This is a genomic window from Rhodococcus sp. WY5 (genome assembly GCF_018588185.1).
Taxonomy (GTDB): Bacteria; Actinomycetota; Actinomycetes; order Mycobacteriales; family Mycobacteriaceae; genus Rhodococcus_F; species Rhodococcus_F qingshengii.
Genome location: NZ_JAAMPR010000001.1, coordinates 6,205,918 through 6,224,818, shown reverse-complemented (window position 1 = coordinate 6,224,818; position 18,901 = coordinate 6,205,918). Strand labels below are relative to the sequence as shown.

Genomic DNA, 18,901 nt, shown 5'->3' with positions numbered 1-18,901 from the left:
CAGGATGCACCGAGGTGTCGTCGTAGTCACGCACTCGTTCCGGTTCGGGATCCGAATATGTGTCATCGATCACGGCTTCTCAAGAAGCTCAGGAAACGGGCAAAACGGAATTTGACTGGTGTTCAGCACTTTTCGAGGCTGTCGCCGCTTTCCGGCGGCCGTGGCGCGCGTCCGGCGGAGGTCGGTTCGGGCATACTGAAAACCATGTGGTGGATGGTCGGGCTCATTGTTCTGGCCGCCTTGGTTTTGGCATCCGTTCTGGTCGGTTTCGTTTTCCGCCGCCCGATCGCCGAAGCCAAGTCGGCGGTGCTTGCCTTCGACGACGCCAGCTCTCAGCCCCAGCGTGACTGACCACCGTCGAGCGGAATTGTTGCTCCAGTCAGATACGCGGCATCCGGGCCGACCAGGAAAGCCACCGCGGTTCCGATGTCCGTTTCGCAGTCGCCGATCCTCCGTAGCGGAATCCCGGCAACAAAGGCGGCAGCCTCCTCCGGGCGTGCATCTGCCCACCGCTGCAGCCCCGGCGACGACGCGTGGGGAGCAACCGCGTTGACCCGGATCCCGTCGACGCCCCATTCGCATGCTGCCGCGCGACTGAGGGCTCGGACGGATTCCTTCACGGCCGCGTAGCCGCCGTAGCCGGCAGCGTCCCAGCGGACGGCCACGGAGCTGACCATGTTGATGATTGCCCCGCCGCCGCGCTCCTTCATGAACGGGTAACAGGCTTGCATGGTTCGCAGAGTCGCGACGGGGCCGGACGTCAATCCGTCGGCAAGGCGCTCCGGAGTGAGGTCGAGGACGTTGCCGAGCGGGTTGAGGCTGGCGTTGTTGATCAGAATGTCGACGCCGCCGAACAGTTCCACCGTTCGCGCCACGGCTCCGGTGATGGAATCCGCGTCGGCGATATCCATGAGCACCGGTTCGGCACGGCCTCCGCGTTCGGCGATCTCGTTACATGTGACGACGAGTTTCGACTCAGTGCGGCCCGCGACCGCGACGGAAGCGCCCTCCTTGGCGAGCGCAAACGCAACTCCCTGGCCGACGCCTTGCCCTGCGCCAGTGATCAGGGCCACTTTTCCATCCAACTTGCCCACTGCTGTTCTCCTGCTCGTCATTCAACGGTTCCCGAAGCGTTGTCCGAATCGCGCATTGTTACTCGTGGGTTCCCGCTGGATGAGATGTGAGTTACGTCCCACTCAGCGGCACCGCTTCAAATTTCGGTCGTCTTACGTATATTGTGAGCGCCGTTACATACCGGGCGCGCGGACCGCGTACACATTCCATGATGAGGAGCTAGACATGGCATTCACCACTGGCAGCAGCAAGACGGACCTCGCAACTCTCGGCGACTTCCAGAAGATCATTGCAGGCCTGGGCGGCGTTCTCGTCGGCATCGGCGCAGTTGCAGGTCTTCTCGGCGCAATTGGTGGCGCAGGAAGCTCGCAGCCGAAGGCTTGATTGCTTCGCTGAACCGGATTTACGGCCCCCGGCCCGCATTCTGAAGGTATTGCCTTCGTGGATGCGGGCCGGAGGTTTGTCTGCAGATGAATACCTGTGTCTTGCAGGCACATTCAATTCTGTGATACGTCAATTGCCGCCGGAACATCCGCACCTTCTTCGTGGGCTTGGGGTCCGAAGTTCGGCAGCGGAGTGAAGTCGAGTGCCGCCTCCGAACCGCGGTAATGGTGGAAGTAGAAGAGGGATCGGTCGGGCCGCACCAGGCTGTCCGGTTCGCTTGTCTTCCATCCCCAGTGGACGTCTGCTCGCAAAATCTCCGACAGCTCCAGTATGTTCTTGCAACCATGGCTCTGTAGCCCAAGGCATTTCAATTCCTCGACGTCTCGCAATTGCCCGTCGCGCGTCCACCTGGATTCGTAGACCAGAGCATCGAGAACGACGCGGTGCGAACCCGCTTGAGTAACGCCGGCAAGTAGAACCTCCCAGTCCAATCCTGGTGCGTGTTGGAGGTACTCGTCGGCGTCGATGAATGCTGCCCATGCGACGGTGTCGCGGTACCGGCTCACGTAATCGACGTACGCCTCTACCTGTCCGTGCACGATCCGACCGTCCGCGTCGCGCGGTTGCCAGTCGACGATCGTCACCGGAAGGTCGTGCAGTTCTTTGCGGAATGCGACCTGAACTTCACTGTCCGACATCGATCGAGTGAAGGCGCCGTAAGAGTTGCCTCTCTTGTCCTCGCTGCGGCCGTGCCAACGGTTGAGACTGAATGCGCTTGTCTTGCGGGTGGACCCGACGGAACCGGTGTTGTCGTAGAGAACAACCTCCCAGCCTTGCTCGATGTGGTGCAGGCACCAGTCCCTGATGAAGGGGAGATGTTCGCGGGGGAGCAGGACCGCAACCACGGCGCGGCGCCCGGAGGCAGAGCTGTTCGGATGATTCTTCGGATCCGTGATCACCCGACACACGATAGTGCTCTGCGTGGATGCGAGTTACTCAATGCTGCTCGTAGGAACGGTTGATCGTAGAACGTTGACACATTCGGCTATTTGTCTCATAGTCGAGTCATGACAACTTCTGTGTCACATTCGCCACGGTTTGTACCTTCCACCGGGGAGTCCTGGCGTTCGCCCTGGGCCATGTACGACGCATTGCGCGAGAACGACCCGGTGCACAACGTTGTGCCGGACGCTGCGCCGCAGGACGACTACTGGGTGCTCACCCGTCACGAAGACGTCTACAACGCCGCTCGCGACTACGAGACGTATTCGTCGGCAAAGGGATTGACCACTGTCTACGGTGAACTCGAACAGATTGGGATGCAGGACAATCCGCCGTTCGTGATGCAGGATCCGCCAGTGCAGTCGGAGTTCCGGCGCATGGTGTCGAAGGGTTTCACTCCGCGTCAGGTATCGGCGGTCGAGCCGATGGTTCGCGAATTTGTCGTCGAACGTATCGAGGCGCTGAAAGCGCGTGGCAGCGGCGATATCGTCGTCGAGCTCTTCAAACCGTTGCCGTCGATGGTTGTCGCACACTATCTGGGTGTGCCGGAATCGGACCGTGACCAGTTCGACGGCTGGACCGAAGCCATTGTCGCTGCCAATTCGGCAGGTGGTGTGGCCGCGGCAGCGACGACGGCGCAGGCCGCCACCGGTGAGCTGATGATGTACTTCGCTTCGCTGATCGAACGCCGCAAGGTCGAACCGGGTGACGACACGATTTCGCACCTACTCGCCGCTGGACTCGGTGAAGACGGCGACATGTCCGGCCTGCTGTCGATTCTGGGCTTCGCCTTCACCATGGTGGCCGGTGGAAACGACACCACGACAGGAATGCTGGGTGGTTCGGTGGCGATGCTGACCGAACGCCTCGATCAGCGTCAGATCCTGCTGGACGATCCCGCATTGATCACCGACGCGGTCGACGAGTTGCTTCGACTCACCTCGCCGGTCCAAGGACTGGCACGCACCACGACGCGAGATGTGGCCTTGGGTGGCAAAGTGATTCCGGCAGGACGTAAGGTTCTGCTGATGTACGGTGCGGCCAATCGTGATCCCGAGAAGTACGGACCCGACGCGGCGGAGTTGGACGTCTTGCGTCGACCGCAGAAGATTCTCACCTTCAGTCATGGCGCCCACCATTGTCTGGGCGCGTCGGCAGCTCGAATGCAGGCGCGAGTTGCTTTGGAAGAGTTGCTTTCCCGGATTCCCGACTTCCATGTCGACATCGACGCGATGCAATACGCGCCGGGCAACTACGTGCGCCGTCCGCTCTCGGCTCCGATGTCGGTGACTCGGCCATGAGCAACGACTGGCTCGGCGAGGGGCGCGCCTTGGCGGCAGCCGAGAAGATCCTCGACAGCGCGGCACAATTGTTCGTCGCGAAAGGCGTCAACGCGGTCGGTATGGCGGAGATAGCCTCTGCTGCAGGATGTTCCCGGGCCACCTTGTATCGGTACTTCGAGAATCGGCAGGCTCTTCACATTGCGTTCGTTCACCGCGAAGCTCGCAGGCTGGGAACTGCGATCGCGGAATCGGTAGCGACCATCGACGATCCGAGTGAGCGTCTGGAGACGGCCATACTCACTGCAGTGTCCGCGGTGCGTAGCACTCCGACGTTGGCTGCATGGTTCACCCCGGGTGATGCGAGTCTTGCCGGTGAACTTGCCAATTCATCCGACGTCATCAACGGACTTGGTGTCGCGATGCTGGGTGAACTCGGAGCAGGCACAGCGTCGCGGGCGCGCTGGATCGTGCGAGTGATTCTCTCGCTGCTCATGGTGCCGGGGGCGGACGAGAACGACGAGCGGACGTTGGTGCGTGAGTTCGTCGTTGCGCTGTTGATTGCTGGACGGGCCACCTGATCATCCCTTCCGGGTGATGTGCGAGGGCTGCGTGGGGATCGAGGATGAACCGATATCCCGACACAGGTCATCGCGAGTTCCCGAGGAGCGTAAGAGAAGATGTCTACACCGTTCGAACTCGACCCCAAGCCCGCCACCGAAGCGACCGCCTGGCAAATGCCCAGGTTCTCCGTGACCTTCCTTTCGACGACACCTTCGACTTCGAACTGATTTCTCGAGGTCTCGTGGCACCGCTCATCGATGGCGGACTGGTCAAAGGTGACAAAGGGCAGTTCATCTTCTCGTACGACGCCTACGGGTTCGCCGACGGCGATGCACCGGATACCGTCAACCCGAGTCTGTGGCGCCAAGCCACTTTAATGGGAAAGGGCGGTGGACTGTTCAAGCTGGCTGATCGTCTGTACCAGGTGATCGGCCAGGACTTGTCGAACACGACGATCATCGAGGGCGACACCGGGTTGATCATCGGTGACACTCTGATGTCCGCGGAAACAGCCGCTCTCGCGCTGGAGTTGTACTACCAGCACCGCCCGAAGGTTCCGGTCAAGGCAATCATCTTCACGCACTCCCACGGCGATCACTTCGGCGGTGTCAAAGGATTTGTCACCGACGAAGAGATCGAGTCCGGTGCCGTAAAGGTCTACGCACCAGACAGTTTCACGGAGGAAGGGATTTCCGAGAACGTACTTGCCGGCACGGCGATGACACGTCGCGGAATGTACATGTACGGATCGTTCCTGCGTCCGGGGCCACAAGGGCAGGTATCCGGTGGTCTCGGCCTGTCCACTTCTCACGGCACTTCGACGTTCGCCGTGCCTACCGACGTCATCACCGAACCGGTGCACGAAGAGGTCATCGACGGTGTGCGCGTGACGTTCATGCTCGCGCCGGGAACCGAAGCGCCGTCCGAAATGCTCTTCTATTTACCAGATTTCAAGGCTCTCGGGTCAGCTGAGGACGTCACGCACACGATGCACAATCTATACACGTTGCGCGGCGCCAAGACTCGCGGCGCCAAAGCGTGGTCGCACTACGTGCGTCTGGCAATGGAACTGTTCCCCGACGTCGAAATCATCTTTGCGCAGCATCATTGGCCCACGTGGGGCAACGACAAGATCTTGAATCTGATGTCGGATCAGGCAGATCTGTACAAGTATCTGCACGATCAGACGTTGCGCCTTGCCAACAAGGGACTGACACCGGTAGAGATTGCCGACCAGATCGAGGTACCCGACGCGATCGGAAAGCAGTGGTACAACCGTGGGTACTACGGCTCGCTCAGTCACAACGTCAAAGCGATCTACACCTTCTATCTCGGTTGGTTCGACGGCGTTCCCGCTCACCTCAATCCCCATCCGCCGGTGGAGAACGGCAAGCGCTACGTCGAAGCCGTCGGCGGACCGGACGCACTTTTGACCAAGGGCAAGCAGGCGTTCGACGACGGCGACTACCGCTGGGCGGCCGAGCTGGTGAACCATCTGGTGTTCGCCGATCCGAGCAATCAGAAAGCGCGAGAGTTGTTGGCGAACACGTACGAACAACTCGGCTACCAAGCCGAGAACGGTACGTGGCGCAACTTCTACCTGGTCGGAGCGATGGAATTGCGGCATCCGCTGGCGCCGATGCCGTCCAACAACCCCACTGGCCCGGCCGTGGTCGCAGTGATGCCGCTCGAGCAGATGCTGGACTTCTGGGCAGTTCGCCTCGACGGTCCCAAAGCAGCCGATGTAGACCTGTCGTTGCGATTCGTGTTGTCGGATACCGCGGACAACGTCCTGGTCACAGTGCGCAACGGCGTGCTGAACTACGACATGGACAAGGCAGATGCTTCGGCCGCCCTGACTCTGACCTTGACCCGTGCCGTGTTCAACGAGGTGTATCTGGGAACGACCTCGCTCACCGAATCCATCAAGGCCGGAACGGCAAAAGCTGTGGGAGATCAGTCCGAACTGGAGACGTTCATCTCGCTGCTGGAGGACTTCGATCTGTGGTTCGATATCGTCACGCCGTGACAGTCGCACCAGTCACGCCGTGACTGGTGCGACTGATCGGTGATCAGTGTTCGTGAATGATGACTCCGCGCATGATCTTTCCCGACTTCATGTCGTCGTAGCCCTGGTTGATGTCTTCGAGGCGGTACTCGGTGGTGACCATTTCGTCGAGCTTCAGCAGTCCGACTTCGTAGAGGTTCAGTAGTCGGGGGATGTCGGCGCGAGGGTTACATTCGCCGAACAGGCTTCCGCGGAGCTGTTTTTGGAACAGGGTCATTTCGGCGAGGTGCAACTGTGTGTCGGTGGCGCCCATCGGTGAGACTGCCGTCAAAACCACGCGGCCACCCTTGCGGATCAGTCCGACCATCGGCTGGATCATGTCGCCGCTCGCTACTCCGACGGTCAGGATCGCGACGTCAGCCATGACGCCCCAGGTCAATTCGTTGACCAGCGTCATGGCTTCGTCGATCGACGAAGCAAAATGTGTTGCTCCGAGAGTCTCGGCCATGGCTTTCTTGTCCGGCGAGATGTCGACTGCCACGATGTGCCTCGCGCCTGCGATTTTCGCTCCTTGGAGGGCACTTCCACCGATCCCGCCGATTCCGACGACGACCACGGAGTCGCCTGGCGAGACCTCTCCGGTGTTGACGGCAGATCCCCAACCGGTGGTGACTCCGCAACCGACGAGGCAGGCCTTCTCGAGGGGAATCCATTTGTTGATCTTCACGACCGACGCTTCCGGTACAACCGTGTAATTGCCGAAAGTGCCCAGAAGCGAGAAGGTTCCGACGTCCTTCCCGCGTGCTGCCGCGCGGTACGTTCCGTCGACCTGCGCGCCGGCCATCAGAATGGCGCCGAGGTCGCAGAGGTTGCTCTGTCCGACTGCGCACCAGCGGCAGCGTCCACACGAGGGAATGAACGAGAGGACGACGTGATCGCCCACCTCGACGTCTCGTACGCCGGGGCCGACTTTCTCCACTATGCCCGCACCTTCGTGGCCACCGATCACGGGGAGCGGGACTGCCAGATCACCGGTCACAGCATGATCGTCGGAGTGGCACATGCCGCTGGCAACCACTTTGATCAGGACTTCACGTTCTTTCGGATCTGCGAGCTCGATCTCCTCGACACTCCACGGTGTGTTGTGATCCCACAGCACGGCTGCCTTCGCCTTCATCGACATTCCCTTCGAGCGTGCTTCGCGGTGCAGTGTCATCTCGTCTGCTCCTGGACACATGCTGTCTCCCGTCGGGGGCCTCGGTCATGTATCTGCGCGCCACGGTTTGGTGTTTTCGCGCCGTTTCACCCATCCATGAAGTGAATTTGCGATAATCTTAGTTATGGTCACCATCCGGTCTGGAGAGAAGACTGCCGACGGCATTCCTATCGGTATGGGAGGCCAATGGTGGGAATCTCGTCTGCGGGAGCAGTTCATTCCCCTTGATGTGCAGGTATCCCGATCGGATCTCCGGGAGGGATTCACCGCATCGGTCAAGCGACGCTCGCTGGACGACTTCGGTCTCGTCGACCTCAGCTGCGATCCGTGCACAGGAAAGCGAACCGCAACTCAGGTATCCGACGCCACAGAAGACTGGGTGGTGCTGATCGCAATCCAGTCAGGACGCGAAGCGCTGACACGAGCAGGTGAGACGACTCTCGTGGGCGCTGGTGACGTAGTTCTGTGGGATACGCGCAATCAGGCCGAGTTCGAGGTTCTGGAGTCGATTCGTTCGATAAATCTGCTGATTCCGCGCTCGGCCCTGGCGGAAGTCTCCGGTCGAGCGTGGCCGGCTTTCGGCGGCGCGCTGGAACGGGACTCACCGTCGGTACGTTTGTTGGTTTCCTATCTGTCGATGCTGGCCGATTCGTTGGCCGAACTTCCTGAATCCGCGATATCAGCGGCCAGAAATGCCACCCTCGAACTGTTCGACGGGGCAGTGAGCCAGACCATCGGAACTGAGGACGCTGTCGGTTCCGCCGCGCTGCGCTTGTCGATCGATGCCTGGATCGACGGGCACCTGAGTGATCCGTCGTTGTCGTTGACCTCTGTTGCCGCCGCCCACGCGGTCTCGGCCCGGACGGTCCAGCGAGTTTTCGGCCGATCTGGTGAGACGTTCAACGGGACGGTACGGGCGCGGCGGTTGGCCAGGGCACGCGAGGAATTGCGTCGCACGAACAGCTCGATCACCTCGATCGCCACCAGATGGTGTTTCTCCGACGCAAGCCACTTCTCGCGACTTTTCAAAGAACGGTTCGGGGCCTCTCCGGCGGCCTTCCGCTCTCGGAAAATGCGGAGCTGACGTCGGGGCCTACTCGAAACGAGAAGGATCTCCCGCGCCGACCCGCACGATTTCGGGAACACCGGACGAATAGTCGACGACTGTGGTGGGTTCGGTTCCGCAGTCACCCGAGTCTATGACGGCGTCGAGTTGGTGGTCGAGTTCTTCCTTGATCTGCCAGCCGTCCGTCATCGGTTCCTCGGCGCCGGGCAGGAGAAGGGTGCTGGAGAGGATGGGTTCACCCAACTCTTGCAAGAGTGCCCGCACTACCGGGTGGCTGGGGATACGCACTCCGACGGTCTTCTTCTTGGCGTGTGCCAGCCGACGCGGAACTTCCTTCGTGGCGGGAAGGATGAACGTGTACTGCCCAGGCGTAGCCGCTTTCACCGCGCGGAACGCAGAGTTGGTGACGTGGACGAAGTGCCCGAGCTGCGCGAAATCGGCACAGACCAGCGTGAAGTGATGGTCCGAACGCAGATGACGGATCTCGCGGATCCGATCGGTGCCCGAGTGATTGTCCATTCGGGCGCCCAGGGCGTAGCAGGAGTCGGTGGGGTAGGCGATGACCGCGTCGTTGCGCAGCATTTCGACGATCTGGCTGATCGCGCGCGGCTGCGGGTTTTCCGGGTGAACGTCGAAGTATCGGGCCATCAACTCAGCTTAGTTCAGCTTGCAGATCACGAATGCCGTTCACCGTTGAGACTGTGGTCGGCGAGCAAACCCGTCAGCTCTTCGGCGTAGGCGAGTTGCTTACGTAAGTGTGTGCAGCTTTCTTCCGCCCGGGTGTGGCAGTCGGTGACGAATTCGGTTGCAGCGGTGCGCGTTGGCGCGTCCGAAGCTTCGTCGCCGAGCACTGCCAGAGAATCGAGAAGTTGTTTCATTTCTTCGAGACTGAATCCGAGCGGCTTCATTCGTCGGATTACCAGTAGCCGTTGGACATCGGCCTCGGTATAGAGGCGGAATCCTCCGGCGCTCCGCTCGGACGGAGTAACCAGACCGACCTCGTCGTAATGACGAATCGTCTTGATCGACAGTTCGGTGCGTTCGGCAACCTGTCCGATCTGCATGTTCGGCCCTTGGCCCGCATGTTCCGGCTCAGACATCACTCCCACTTTCCTCGCGCTGGGCCTCCATACTCTCAGTGACCGTCACCCAGCCGACCGGACAGGCGCAGGTGGCGCTCGGCCGATGCGTCGTCGAGCCCCACGATCTCGACATTCTTGCCTCTGGCCGCGTACTTGGTGGTGATGGCGTCCAGTGTCGCGACGGTCGACGCGTCCCAGACATGAGACTCGGACAGATCGATGACAATGTTCTTCGGGTCGCCGGCGTAGTCGAATTGGTAGATCAGATCGTTGCTGGATGCGAAGAACAGTTCGCCTCGAACCGCATAGACACGGGTGTCCTCGTCCGGATGCGCGACGTCGATCACTTCGGTGAGATGCGCGACGCGGCGAGCGAAGATGACCATCGCGGTGATCACTCCGACGATCACGCCGTAGGCAAGATTGTGGGTCGCGACGGTGACTGCCACGGTGACCAACATGACCACTGTCTCGCCGATCGGCATGCGGCGCAGGGTCTTCGGATTGATGCTGTGCCAATCGAAAGTGCCGACCGAGACCATGATCATGACGGCCACCAATGCGGCCATGGGAATCAACGCCACGACATCGCCGAGGCCGACCACGAGTATCAGCAAGAACACGCCCGCCAGGAAAGTCGAGATTCGAGTGCGAGCGCCGGAGACCTTGACGTTGATCATGGTCTGGCCGATCATCGCGCACCCTCCCATGCCCCCGAAGAAGCCGGTGACGATGTTCGCGACGCCTTGGCCCCACCCTTCTCGGGTCTTGTTCGAGTGCGTATCCGTGACGTCGTCGACGAGCTTGGCCGTCATCAACGATTCGAGGAGTCCGACGAGCGCCATGGCCAATGCGTACGGCGCAATGATCGACAGTGTGTGCATGTCCAGGGGGACATCGGGGATCAGTAGCGTCGGCAGGCTCGACGGAAGCTCGCCCTCGTCGCCGACATTGGGGACGTTGAACGCGAAAATGACTGTGGCGGTGGTCAGTAGAACGATTGCCACCAGTGGAGCCGGGACGGCGTTCGTCAGTTTCGGCAGGAATACGAGTAGCAGAAGTGCGACTGCAAGGAGTGGGTAGACGAGCCACGGAACATCGATCAGGTGGGGGAGTTGGGCGATGAAGATCAAGATGGCGAGTGCGTTGACGAATCCCACCATGACGCTGCGCGGAATGAAGCGCATCAACCTTGCGACGCCCAGGAGGCTCAGCACGATCTGGAGAAGGCCGGCCAGAAGGACTGTCGCAATCAGGTAGTCGATTCCGTACTCGCGCGTCAGTGGAGCGACGACCAGTGCGACGGCGCCGGTAGCTGCGGAGATCATTGCGGGTCGTCCGCCGACGACGGCGATGGTCACTGCCATCGTGAACGACGCGAACAGTCCTACCCGCGGATCGACGCCGGCGATGATCGAGAACGAGATCGCCTCGGGAATCAGTGCCAACGCCACGACCAGTCCGGCCAAAACCTCCGTTTTGAGACGGTGAGGTGACCGGAGCGCGGCCCGAACCGAATTGTCGTTGGTGGATGAAGCGATGGTTACTGCCATGAGATTCCGTCCTGACGAGGTTCTCATACTCTACCCTCCTGTAAGGGTAGAGTATGACCGGAGATCTCGCTACGGTGCGAACTTCTGTCGAATTGTGTTTCCCCGCAGTGAATCTCGAATCGGGAGATTGATCGAGAGGGGAAAGGTCTGCGGCGGCGGTCAGATGTGACGACCGGCAACTCTTACCAAGTATTTACCTACTGTGTGGGTTTTGTTTATTGAAAACGGGTCAACTCGGACGCTGGCTCCGTTACAGTTCGGCGGCAAACGTCAATCAGGTTGTTCCGAGAGGACATCATGTCAAAACGCCTACTGAGTGCTGCGCTCCTTACCGGCCTCCTTGCCGGTGGAACCGCTGCGGCCGTGATTCCGGCGACCGCGGCGCCCGTTGCAGAAACCACGTCAACAATGTTCCAGGTCACGTGCCGCGCAGTTCCGAGTGCGTTCTCCGGTCGTCAGACGGAAAGCCTGCTACGGTGCGGGTTTCGGCTCCGACGGTAGTCGCGCCAGGTCAGGTCTTCGACATCGACGTGGATCCGGGTAGCGTCCAGATCCCGAACGATGTGAGCGGCGCAAGCGTCAAGAAGATCTCGCGTCTGAAGATTGATCTGCCGATTCCGACCAACGCGGAGTTCGTTTCGGCGACGGTCACCGATCCGGGCAATGTTATTGCCGGGAAACCTGCTTCGGTGATTCGTGTCAACGAAGACGGCACTCCCGCAGCGGACGGTCCGATACTCCGGTTGTCCGGCGCAAACGAAGCGATCGGCAACAGTCCGTCATCGTCGTCGGGTGCGCACGGCGGGCTTGCGATCAATGCTCAGTCCGGAGTCGAGACCAACATCGTCTTTCCGAAGATCAGAATCACCGTAAAGGCCGGGCCGTCCGGCGCAGTCGAAACCAATGTCCGGACTTCGGGTGCTGCAGGTACTTTCGGCGGGCCCGAGTCATTTTTGACCTTCCTCCCTCAGGTCAGTCACTGGCTCGCGGGAACCATCTGGGCGCCCACATCCTGCTCGCCGCGCGACGCTGAGACCGGCCCCCTCAATGCCGGTGCCGGCGCCCTGGCATCCACGAAGATCGACGGGGACCTGGGGCCCGTTGATCCTGAGCCAGGCGCGGACATCGTGACTAAGCTCGAAGGACCGGCTACCGCCGCGACCGGTACCAAGGTGTCTTTTGCTTCTCACGTCGATCCGGAAAACACAACGGGAACAGTACAGTTCATGGTCGACGGCAAACCCGTCGGTGACCCGCGGCCGGTGGTTCGCGGTATTGCGCGCCTGGATCTCACCTTCGGTAAGGCGGGTACCAAGTCCGTGACTGCAGTATTCACCGCTACCGGAGACGAGGCGAAGTACACGTCGGCGGCACACGTACTCACGGTGACCGGTGACACCACAGGTCCGGTCGATCCCGACCCGACCGATCCGGGCACTCCGGGCGGTCTCGGCAGCCTCGAGTCCGTTCTGCCGCAGCTGCCAACGGGTTCGCTCGGTGGCAAGTGATCACGGTCCTACCTCACTGAACTTTCAATGGCCGAGTTCTTCTGAAAGGCAACACATGAACCCCCGCACTCTGGCAGTTTGCGCTGTCGTACCAGCACTCGCGGCCGGACTCCTCGCTGTGTCCGCGCCGGTGGCAGCGGCTTCCGATACCGTGACGCGGACAGTTTCCTTCGAACACAAGTGCCGGGTCGACGGCGCCACCGATTGGGATTCGTCGTTCTCCGACAACATGGAGGTAACGGCGCCCACGTCCGTGCGTCCCGGCGAACAGTTCACAGTGAAATTGCATCCAGGCACCATGCGTAGTTCGGATTCGGACACCGGTCGTATCAAGTACGACATCGCACTACCGCAAGGGGCAACCCTGGTTTCGTACTCCCTCGTCGGTGATTCGTCGTCCAACTTGACCGGCGAGACTGCGGTGCTGCTCCGGGTGGGCGCAGACGGAAACGCGAACCCGGCGGGTGAGTACCTGCGAATTACCGGTACCGGCAACAAGACAGTCAACGACGGTCCGAGCGCGAACGACAACAAGCCCAAGGAAGGGCTGCAAGTCAAGGCCAACACGGACTTTCGTTTACCGGCAGTCGAATTGAAACTCGAAGCTCGGTCCGACGAGGGAAACGCGACGACGCACCTGCGCGCCGGGGCGACGAGCCCGAGTATCAAGATCAAAGACACGAGCATGAGTTTCGGTGAGTCCCGGTGGGTCAATGCCGCTGGGTATTGTGTTGCTGCGGGCGAGGGACGCAGCGCCCTCTCGACTACCGAGGTCTTCACGACCAACCAGACCGAGACGATGGTCGCTGTCGTACTGGAGGCACTGACGGGCGAAGACGTCAAGATTGCGGCGAGTATCGACCCGAACCCGGGTGAGGGAACGGTCGAGTTCTTCGACGGCGATACGAAGATCGGCAGCGCCACAGTCGATTCCAATGGCCATGCAGAACTGGTCTGGCGGTTCCGCGACCAGGGCGAGCATCGCATCACCGCAAAGTTCTTGGGTACCAAGAAGTTCAGTTCTTCGGAATCTGCGGACAAGACCGTGACCGTCACCGTGCCTGGTGTCATCGTCGTCGAGCCGGTGGATCCGACGGAACCGGAAACTCCTGGTGGAACCGGAAGCCTCGGGGACATCTTCTCGAAGCTGCCGACGGGCTCACTCGGAGGCTGAGTCACCCAAACGGCAGGGGAGCGTCGACGTTTCGGCTCGAATGCGGGTGTGTGATCGAATACTGGAATGACAGGTTCGAATCATGCCGAGAGCCGCAACGCCGGCGTTCTCTGATCTTCTCAATGGGAGTCTCCGTCACGGAAATCGGGCCAGAACCACAAAAAGGTAGCTCACCAAAACTCGTGCCCTTTTACTACCGTGAGTTGAAGAACTGCGCGAACCGCGGGTTCTTACATCAACAAGCCTTCGAACTCGCCGCTGCGGTTCAGGTATGAACAAGGTAGGGAAAATGCGCAAGGTTAGTTTGCTCGCGTCCGCTGCAGCAGTAGCTGTCGGTGTGGCAATGATCGGGACGTCGGCCTCAGCAGCGCCGGGAACGATTCCCGGTCACGGGCTGTTCGACGTGCCGTGGGAGGTGTTGCCGGGAACCTACACGACGTCTGGGCCCGTATCAGCTGACATGCCGTGCATATACGGCCGAGCAAAAGTCGACGGCGATGGTGAATTGAATGTACTCGAGTTCGAAAGCACCCTCGAACCGGCGACAGTCACGATTCTCTTGACGGATTCTCGCTTCACCACCGCATATTGCTCTGATTGGAAGCGAGTGTCGTCAGTCGGATCGTTGGATCTCGGATCACTTTTCGGGTCATAGACGTCGCCGCTCTGATTCCAGATGGGCCTCTGGCCGTGGCCACGGACCTCTGCTATCTCGGCTAACGCTCGCCTCGCGGATGTGCTCGTTCGTCTCGAGTTTCCGACCACTCGTCGCATGAGTCCATGACCAGGGACTTTAGCCCTCGGTAATTACCTACCAATCGGTATATTCTGCGAAGGTACGGACTTCGTGAACCGATGTGAGTTGGCTCCGGGGGACGTGCCGGCCTCGCAGGACCGCCCGCAAAGTCAGCCCGGTGAGGCCACCGGAGTTCGCGCATTTCGACAGATTGCCGCTGGGTCCGTCCGCTACGAGGGGAGCGGACGGACCTGACAGCACGAGAGAGTGCCATGCCTGAACGTGGTCAAAGCAGAGTGGACGCGGGGATCATTGCCGTCGTCGCAGTCATCACCGGTGTGTTCGTCGCACTGACCGGTCACGGTCTGGTTGCAGCGCTCGCCACCGTAGTGGGCCTCGCGCTCGGAATGGCGATTGTGCGGTATCTGATCAAGGGCCGCTGATCACCGCAAGAGTTCAGCAGGTCGCGAGAATGTCTGCGATGGTGTCGTGTTCGGCTTGGGTGACCCACAAACCGTATGCCGCTTTGACTTCCACTTGAGCAGTCACGTACTGGCAGCGGTAGGCCTTGTTGGGTGGCAGCCAGGTCGCCGCGTCGGAATCCGACTTCTTCTGGTTCGTGGGCCCGTCGACAGCGCGCAGGTTTCGAGGGTCGTTGGCCAGATTGGTTCGCGTCTGTGTATCGAGCTGTTGTGCGCCCTTCTGCCAGGCGTCCGAGAGTGCGACTACATGTAATCCGTAGCTAGTAGTTAGTGCCGTTGACATCATCCTGAGCTTCCTTCCACAGATTCGGGACATGTGGGCGACGGTGTTATCTGCAGGTAGCGAAGTACGCCGATGACACCGCAGACACGCGCCGTTCGGGTGCCTCGAATTAGGCAGCGCCGGGCGTAGCTTCGACTTCAGACGAACGGGAGCGGGCTGATGGCTACAGCGCAACGTGTCACTCTCAACGACGGTACAACGACCTGGACGGTGATCGACAGATCGTTCGGTCTCGTTGAGCCGGTCGAGGCCTACCTCGAGTACGGGCGGCAAATCGACTTCCGGCCGAACACCACCCGCGCCTACGCACAGAGCCTGGCCCAGTGGTGGTCGTTCCTGGAAGTGACCGGCACGTCGTGGGATGCGGTGAAGCTGCACGACTTCGGCGACTTCATCTCGGCCCTGCGCTACGGCGAGCAGGACTCGCCGATCCGCGAACTCCGCCCCCGACCGACGCTCAGCGACAGCACGGTGAATCTCCGCATGCGCGCAGTGATGAGTTTCTACCGCTACCAAGCCGACAGCGGAACAGACGCTGCGCCGTTCCTGTGGAAGCAAGCCCACGTCCGATCCGGCCGCTACCTCTCGTTCCTCGAGCACGTGGCCAGGCGAGCGCCACAGAAGCGCGCCGCCATCCGAATCCGCGCCGCCCGCAAGGCCATCCCGGTTCTGGCGCCGACCACGATCGACGCCCTCCAAGGCGCCGAGGCCACCTACGACCCAACACTCGAGGAGTGGAGAGGTGACCTGCGATATCGGTTCCTGTGGGCAGTCCTGGCGGAATCGGGCATGCGGATCGGCGAAGCCCTCTCGTTGGAGCACCGCGACTGGAACACCGGGATCGGCGGCAAGAGCGCCCGGGTCGCGATCGTGAGCAGGCCACACCCGTACGGCCTGTCCGCCAAGTCCGGGGAACGCGAGGTCCACATCGGGTCGCGGCTCGACCGGCTCTACGCCGACTACGTGTGGTGGCTGTGCGACCGAGGCGCCGATGTCGCCCTCGATGATTGGGACAGCAGCTACATCTTCTGCAACGTGATGCGGAACCCGCTGTTCGCGCCCCTGCGTACCGAGTCGGTCTATGCGCACCTGCGCTCGATGAAGCATCACGACACCGCCCTCCCGAACCTGATGACACCGCACTGGTTTCGGCACACCCACGCCACCGCGCTGTTGCTGGCGGGGAGTCCCGTCCACACCGTCAGCCGCCGCCTCGGACACGCGAGCGTGCAGACCACGATGAACATCTACGGCCACGTCACCGAGGACGCCGAGCTGGCCTCGGTAGCGAATTGGCGCGAATACGTCGCCGGATGGGAGTACCCGAATGTCTAGCCCAGCAACCGATCCCGCCATCACGTCATGGTCGCGCAGCCCCAAGAGACTGCACCAGATCGACCCGGGGTTGGCACTAGCGGACATGTTCGACCTCACCATCGCCCGCAGGCTCTGGGACTCTCTGCCCGAAGAATGCCGCAGCGATCACTTCGACAAGAAGACGATGCCGGCGCACTACCGACCGGCGATCCGCGAAGTCAACGTCGGCGGGAGCTGGACCTCCTGCTACCTGAACTTCCGCGGTTTGCCGGAGCCGATGACCTGGGAGATCGCCTGGATCATCCACCGGCGCATCGAGCTGGGTCACTTCGTCCGCGTCATCGAGACGAATGCCGCCTTCATCCTGCTGCGCGCCGCGATGAATCACGACGACGAGTGCCGGTCGGCGCAATCGCTGCTGCACCGTTCGCCTGACGAGTGGGTGCGATCCGCACGGAAAGCACAGATGCGCGGTGCGAAGATCGGCGAATCTGCGTTCAAAGGCGGCACCTACCGCCTCGGGCACATGGCCGCCGTGCTCGGGTACGCCTATCACCGCGGCCCGTGGTGGGAGCTGAACGTCTGGAATCCCAGCCTCGACCCGAGGGTGCCCCAACGCGACCACGAACCGCAAGGTCGCACGACAATGCACTTCACCAACCTGACCAGCCTGTGGTTGCGTGAAGGAGCGAAGTACTGGCTTTCGGCGGGCCTGACCACGGAGCGGTACTCGTGGAGCACGGTCAAATCGCGCCTGGACGCCCTGAAATGGCTGCAACGCTACATCGACACCACCGCCGATCAGGGCCCGTGCCTGACAACGGACCCACACCGCCTGCGGGACTTCATCCGCGGCTTCTGCGACATGCTCCTCGCACACCGCATCGAGTCCGGGGTACGCGCGGGCAAGGCGCTGGCGACGAACCCACGCCGCCAGATCATGACCGCGATCGAGCAGTTCTACCAGTTCATGTATGACCACCGGGATGAAGCCGCCACCGAACTCGGCATCAGCGCCTGGGCCACTCTGCGACCCGAGCACTGCGTGCTGTTCCGCCCCGAGGACAAGCCCCGCTTGGCCAACGTCAAGGCACACGACATGGTCCTCGAAGAGGATGTCATGCAGCAGATCGCCGAGGGCAGCGGCCTGCTCGCACAGCCTGTGAAGGAGGGCGGGCTCGGCGACCTGCAAGCCTTCCACATCCTGATGCTTCTGCTGCGCACCGGACGTCGCGCCAACGAGGTGCTGATGATGGACTTCGACCCGCTCGAACCGATCCTGCACAATCGCACATACGGTGATCCTGACAGCGCGGGCTTCGTCGCCCGGATGCGGTATCAACAGACGAAGATCGAATCGAACGTCGCACCCACGATCCCCGTGGACGAGGAGATCGTCACGATCATCCGAGCCCAGCAAAAGCACGCCCGAGACATGATGGCGCACTTCGGAAACTCTGACGTAACGCCGAAATACCTGTTCCTCTGCGCGAGCCGAAACCGACTGGGCGACAAGCCTTACCCGCTTCCGACAATGCATCTGCGGTTCAGCAGGCTCACCAGACTGCTCAACATCAGAGACTCCGTCGGCCGTCAGGTCGCGGTCTCCAAGACACACCGCTTCCGGCACACCGCCGCGACCAACCTGATCAACGCTGGAGTGCCGCTTCACGTCGTGATGCGCTACTTCGGTCATGTCTCCCCGGACATGACCTTGCACTACGCCGTGACCTCTGCGCAGACCATGGAGGAGGAATTCCTCCGATACAAGAAAGTCACCCGCGACGGCCGCACCGCCTCGATCGACAGCTCCGACCTCTACGATCTGATCCAGCTCGACAAGCGAGCTGACCGCATTCTGCCCAACGGTTGGTGCACGCTCCCACCGAAACAATTGTGCGATAAGGGAAACGCCTGCCTGTCCTGCTCGAAGTTCGTCACCGACTCCACTCACGCCCCGCAGTTGCGGACCCAGCTCACCGACACGGAAACCCTGATCGAACACCGGCAAGCAGTGTTCACCGCGAAGTACGGCGCCCCGATGGACGAGACGAACATCTGGCTGCAAGGCCGCCGGATCGAGGTCGACTCGCTCAACCGGATCCTGCTCTCGATCAACGATGTTTCCGCCGCCGACAAGGCCGTTCGCGGCCCCGGAACCACCACCTAGAG

Annotated in this window: 18 protein-coding genes and 1 pseudogene; 12 read left to right on the top strand and 7 right to left on the bottom strand. The window is 61.2% G+C overall.

The features are described 5' to 3' along the window. Nucleotides 1-213: 213 nt before the first annotated feature. A complete protein-coding gene (locus G4D79_RS34695) occupies nt 214-351 on the top strand; it encodes a hypothetical protein (RefSeq protein WP_003945592.1) in 138 nt (45 codons plus the stop codon). Here the strand turns inward: G4D79_RS34695 and G4D79_RS28815 are convergent. Continuing rightward, the gene (locus G4D79_RS28815) at nt 333-1,094 is read right to left on the bottom strand and encodes an SDR family NAD(P)-dependent oxidoreductase (RefSeq protein WP_042452547.1); all 762 of its coding nucleotides are present in this window, start codon (nt 1,092-1,094) and stop codon (nt 333-335) included. The genes G4D79_RS34695 and G4D79_RS28815 overlap by 19 nt on opposite strands. Before the next feature lie 205 nt (nt 1,095-1,299). On the opposite strand from G4D79_RS28815, the gene G4D79_RS28810 reads away from it, so the two are divergent. Continuing rightward, nucleotides 1,300-1,458, top strand: coding sequence for a hypothetical protein (locus G4D79_RS28810; RefSeq protein WP_156423205.1), 159 nt, complete (start codon nt 1,300-1,302; stop codon nt 1,456-1,458). 113 nt (nt 1,459-1,571) lie between these two features. Here the strand turns inward: G4D79_RS28810 and G4D79_RS28805 are convergent, their stop codons facing one another. Continuing rightward, complete coding sequence (locus G4D79_RS28805; RefSeq protein WP_099696976.1) at nt 1,572-2,417, bottom strand: hypothetical protein; 846 nt, start codon at nt 2,415-2,417, stop codon at nt 1,572-1,574. A gap of 108 nt (nt 2,418-2,525) precedes the next feature. On the opposite strand from G4D79_RS28805, the gene G4D79_RS28800 reads away from it, so the two are divergent. The 3 genes from G4D79_RS28800 to G4D79_RS28790 all read left to right on the top strand — a co-directional run bounded on the left by G4D79_RS28800 (nt 2,526) and on the right by G4D79_RS28790 (nt 6,333). After that, complete coding sequence (locus tag G4D79_RS28800) at nt 2,526-3,761, top strand: cytochrome P450 (protein ID WP_099696975.1); 1,236 nt, start codon at nt 2,526-2,528, stop codon at nt 3,759-3,761. Further along, a complete protein-coding gene (locus tag G4D79_RS28795; protein ID WP_054826166.1) occupies nt 3,758-4,321 on the top strand; it encodes a TetR/AcrR family transcriptional regulator in 564 nt (187 codons plus the stop codon). Before G4D79_RS28800 ends, G4D79_RS28795 begins: the two co-directional genes overlap by 4 nt. Before the next feature lie 224 nt (nt 4,322-4,545). Continuing rightward, entirely contained in the window at nt 4,546-6,333 is a 1,788-nt protein-coding gene (locus G4D79_RS28790) for an alkyl/aryl-sulfatase (RefSeq protein WP_235867734.1), read from the top strand. 43 nt (nt 6,334-6,376) lie between these two features. On the opposite strand, the gene G4D79_RS28785 is transcribed toward G4D79_RS28790, so the two are convergent. After that, entirely contained in the window at nt 6,377-7,489 is a 1,113-nt protein-coding gene (locus tag G4D79_RS28785) for an NDMA-dependent alcohol dehydrogenase (protein WP_054827326.1), read from the bottom strand. Between the two features lie 163 nt (nt 7,490-7,652). Between G4D79_RS28785 and G4D79_RS28780 the strand changes: the two genes are divergently transcribed. Further along, entirely contained in the window at nt 7,653-8,612 is a 960-nt protein-coding gene (locus G4D79_RS28780; RefSeq protein WP_099696974.1) for a helix-turn-helix domain-containing protein, read from the top strand. Between the two features lie 9 nt (nt 8,613-8,621). On the opposite strand, the gene G4D79_RS28775 is transcribed toward G4D79_RS28780, so the two are convergent. The 3 genes from G4D79_RS28775 to G4D79_RS28765 are packed head-to-tail and all read right to left on the bottom strand — an operon-like array spanning nt 8,622 to nt 11,229. Beyond that, the gene (locus G4D79_RS28775; RefSeq protein ID WP_003945756.1) at nt 8,622-9,242 is read right to left on the bottom strand and encodes an L-threonylcarbamoyladenylate synthase; all 621 of its coding nucleotides are present in this window, start codon (nt 9,240-9,242) and stop codon (nt 8,622-8,624) included. Nucleotides 9,243-9,268: 26 nt separating this feature from the next. Next, on the bottom strand, nt 9,269-9,694 hold the full coding sequence (locus tag G4D79_RS28770) for a MerR family transcriptional regulator (protein WP_047269546.1): 426 nt from the start codon (nt 9,692-9,694) through the stop codon (nt 9,269-9,271). A 35-nt stretch (nt 9,695-9,729) separates the two neighbouring features. After that, entirely contained in the window at nt 9,730-11,229 is a 1,500-nt protein-coding gene (locus tag G4D79_RS28765) for a SulP family inorganic anion transporter (protein WP_099696973.1), read from the bottom strand. Nucleotides 11,230-11,705: 476 nt separating this feature from the next. Here G4D79_RS28765 and G4D79_RS35290 point away from each other — a divergent pair, with 476 nt between their 5' ends. The 4 genes from G4D79_RS35290 (at nt 11,706) to G4D79_RS28745 (ending at nt 15,090) form a co-directional block, all read left to right on the top strand. Next, nucleotides 11,706-12,737: an Ig-like domain-containing protein gene (locus G4D79_RS35290; RefSeq protein WP_235867733.1), complete on the top strand. Its 1,032-nt coding sequence runs from the start codon at nt 11,706-11,708 to the stop codon at nt 12,735-12,737. Between the two features lie 55 nt (nt 12,738-12,792). Next, complete coding sequence (locus G4D79_RS28755; protein WP_099696972.1) at nt 12,793-13,911, top strand: Ig-like domain-containing protein; 1,119 nt, start codon at nt 12,793-12,795, stop codon at nt 13,909-13,911. Nucleotides 13,912-14,200: 289 nt separating this feature from the next. Next, nucleotides 14,201-14,566: a hypothetical protein gene (locus G4D79_RS28750; protein WP_235867732.1), complete on the top strand. Its 366-nt coding sequence runs from the start codon at nt 14,201-14,203 to the stop codon at nt 14,564-14,566. A gap of 353 nt (nt 14,567-14,919) precedes the next feature. Then, on the top strand, nt 14,920-15,090 hold the full coding sequence (locus G4D79_RS28745; protein ID WP_007734610.1) for a hypothetical protein: 171 nt from the start codon (nt 14,920-14,922) through the stop codon (nt 15,088-15,090). 16 nt (nt 15,091-15,106) lie between these two features. Here G4D79_RS28745 and G4D79_RS28740 read toward each other — a convergent pair. Continuing rightward, nucleotides 15,107-15,379 (bottom strand): annotated as a pseudogene (locus tag G4D79_RS28740) (HNH endonuclease family protein); the annotation flags it as partial. Nucleotides 15,380-15,571: 192 nt separating this feature from the next. Between G4D79_RS28740 and G4D79_RS28735 the strand changes: the two are divergent. Both G4D79_RS28735 and G4D79_RS28730 read left to right on the top strand, forming a co-directional pair. Next, nucleotides 15,572-16,747 (top strand): tyrosine-type recombinase/integrase, encoded by a 1,176-nt coding sequence (locus G4D79_RS28735; RefSeq protein ID WP_058037612.1) that lies wholly within the window; start codon nt 15,572-15,574, stop codon nt 16,745-16,747. Further along, nucleotides 16,740-18,899 carry a site-specific integrase gene (locus G4D79_RS28730; protein WP_083291452.1) on the top strand — a complete coding sequence of 720 codons (2,160 nt, stop codon included), beginning with the start codon at nt 16,740-16,742 and terminating at the stop codon, nt 18,897-18,899. Before G4D79_RS28735 ends, G4D79_RS28730 begins: the two co-directional genes overlap by 8 nt. Nucleotides 18,900-18,901: the final 2 nt, after the last annotated feature.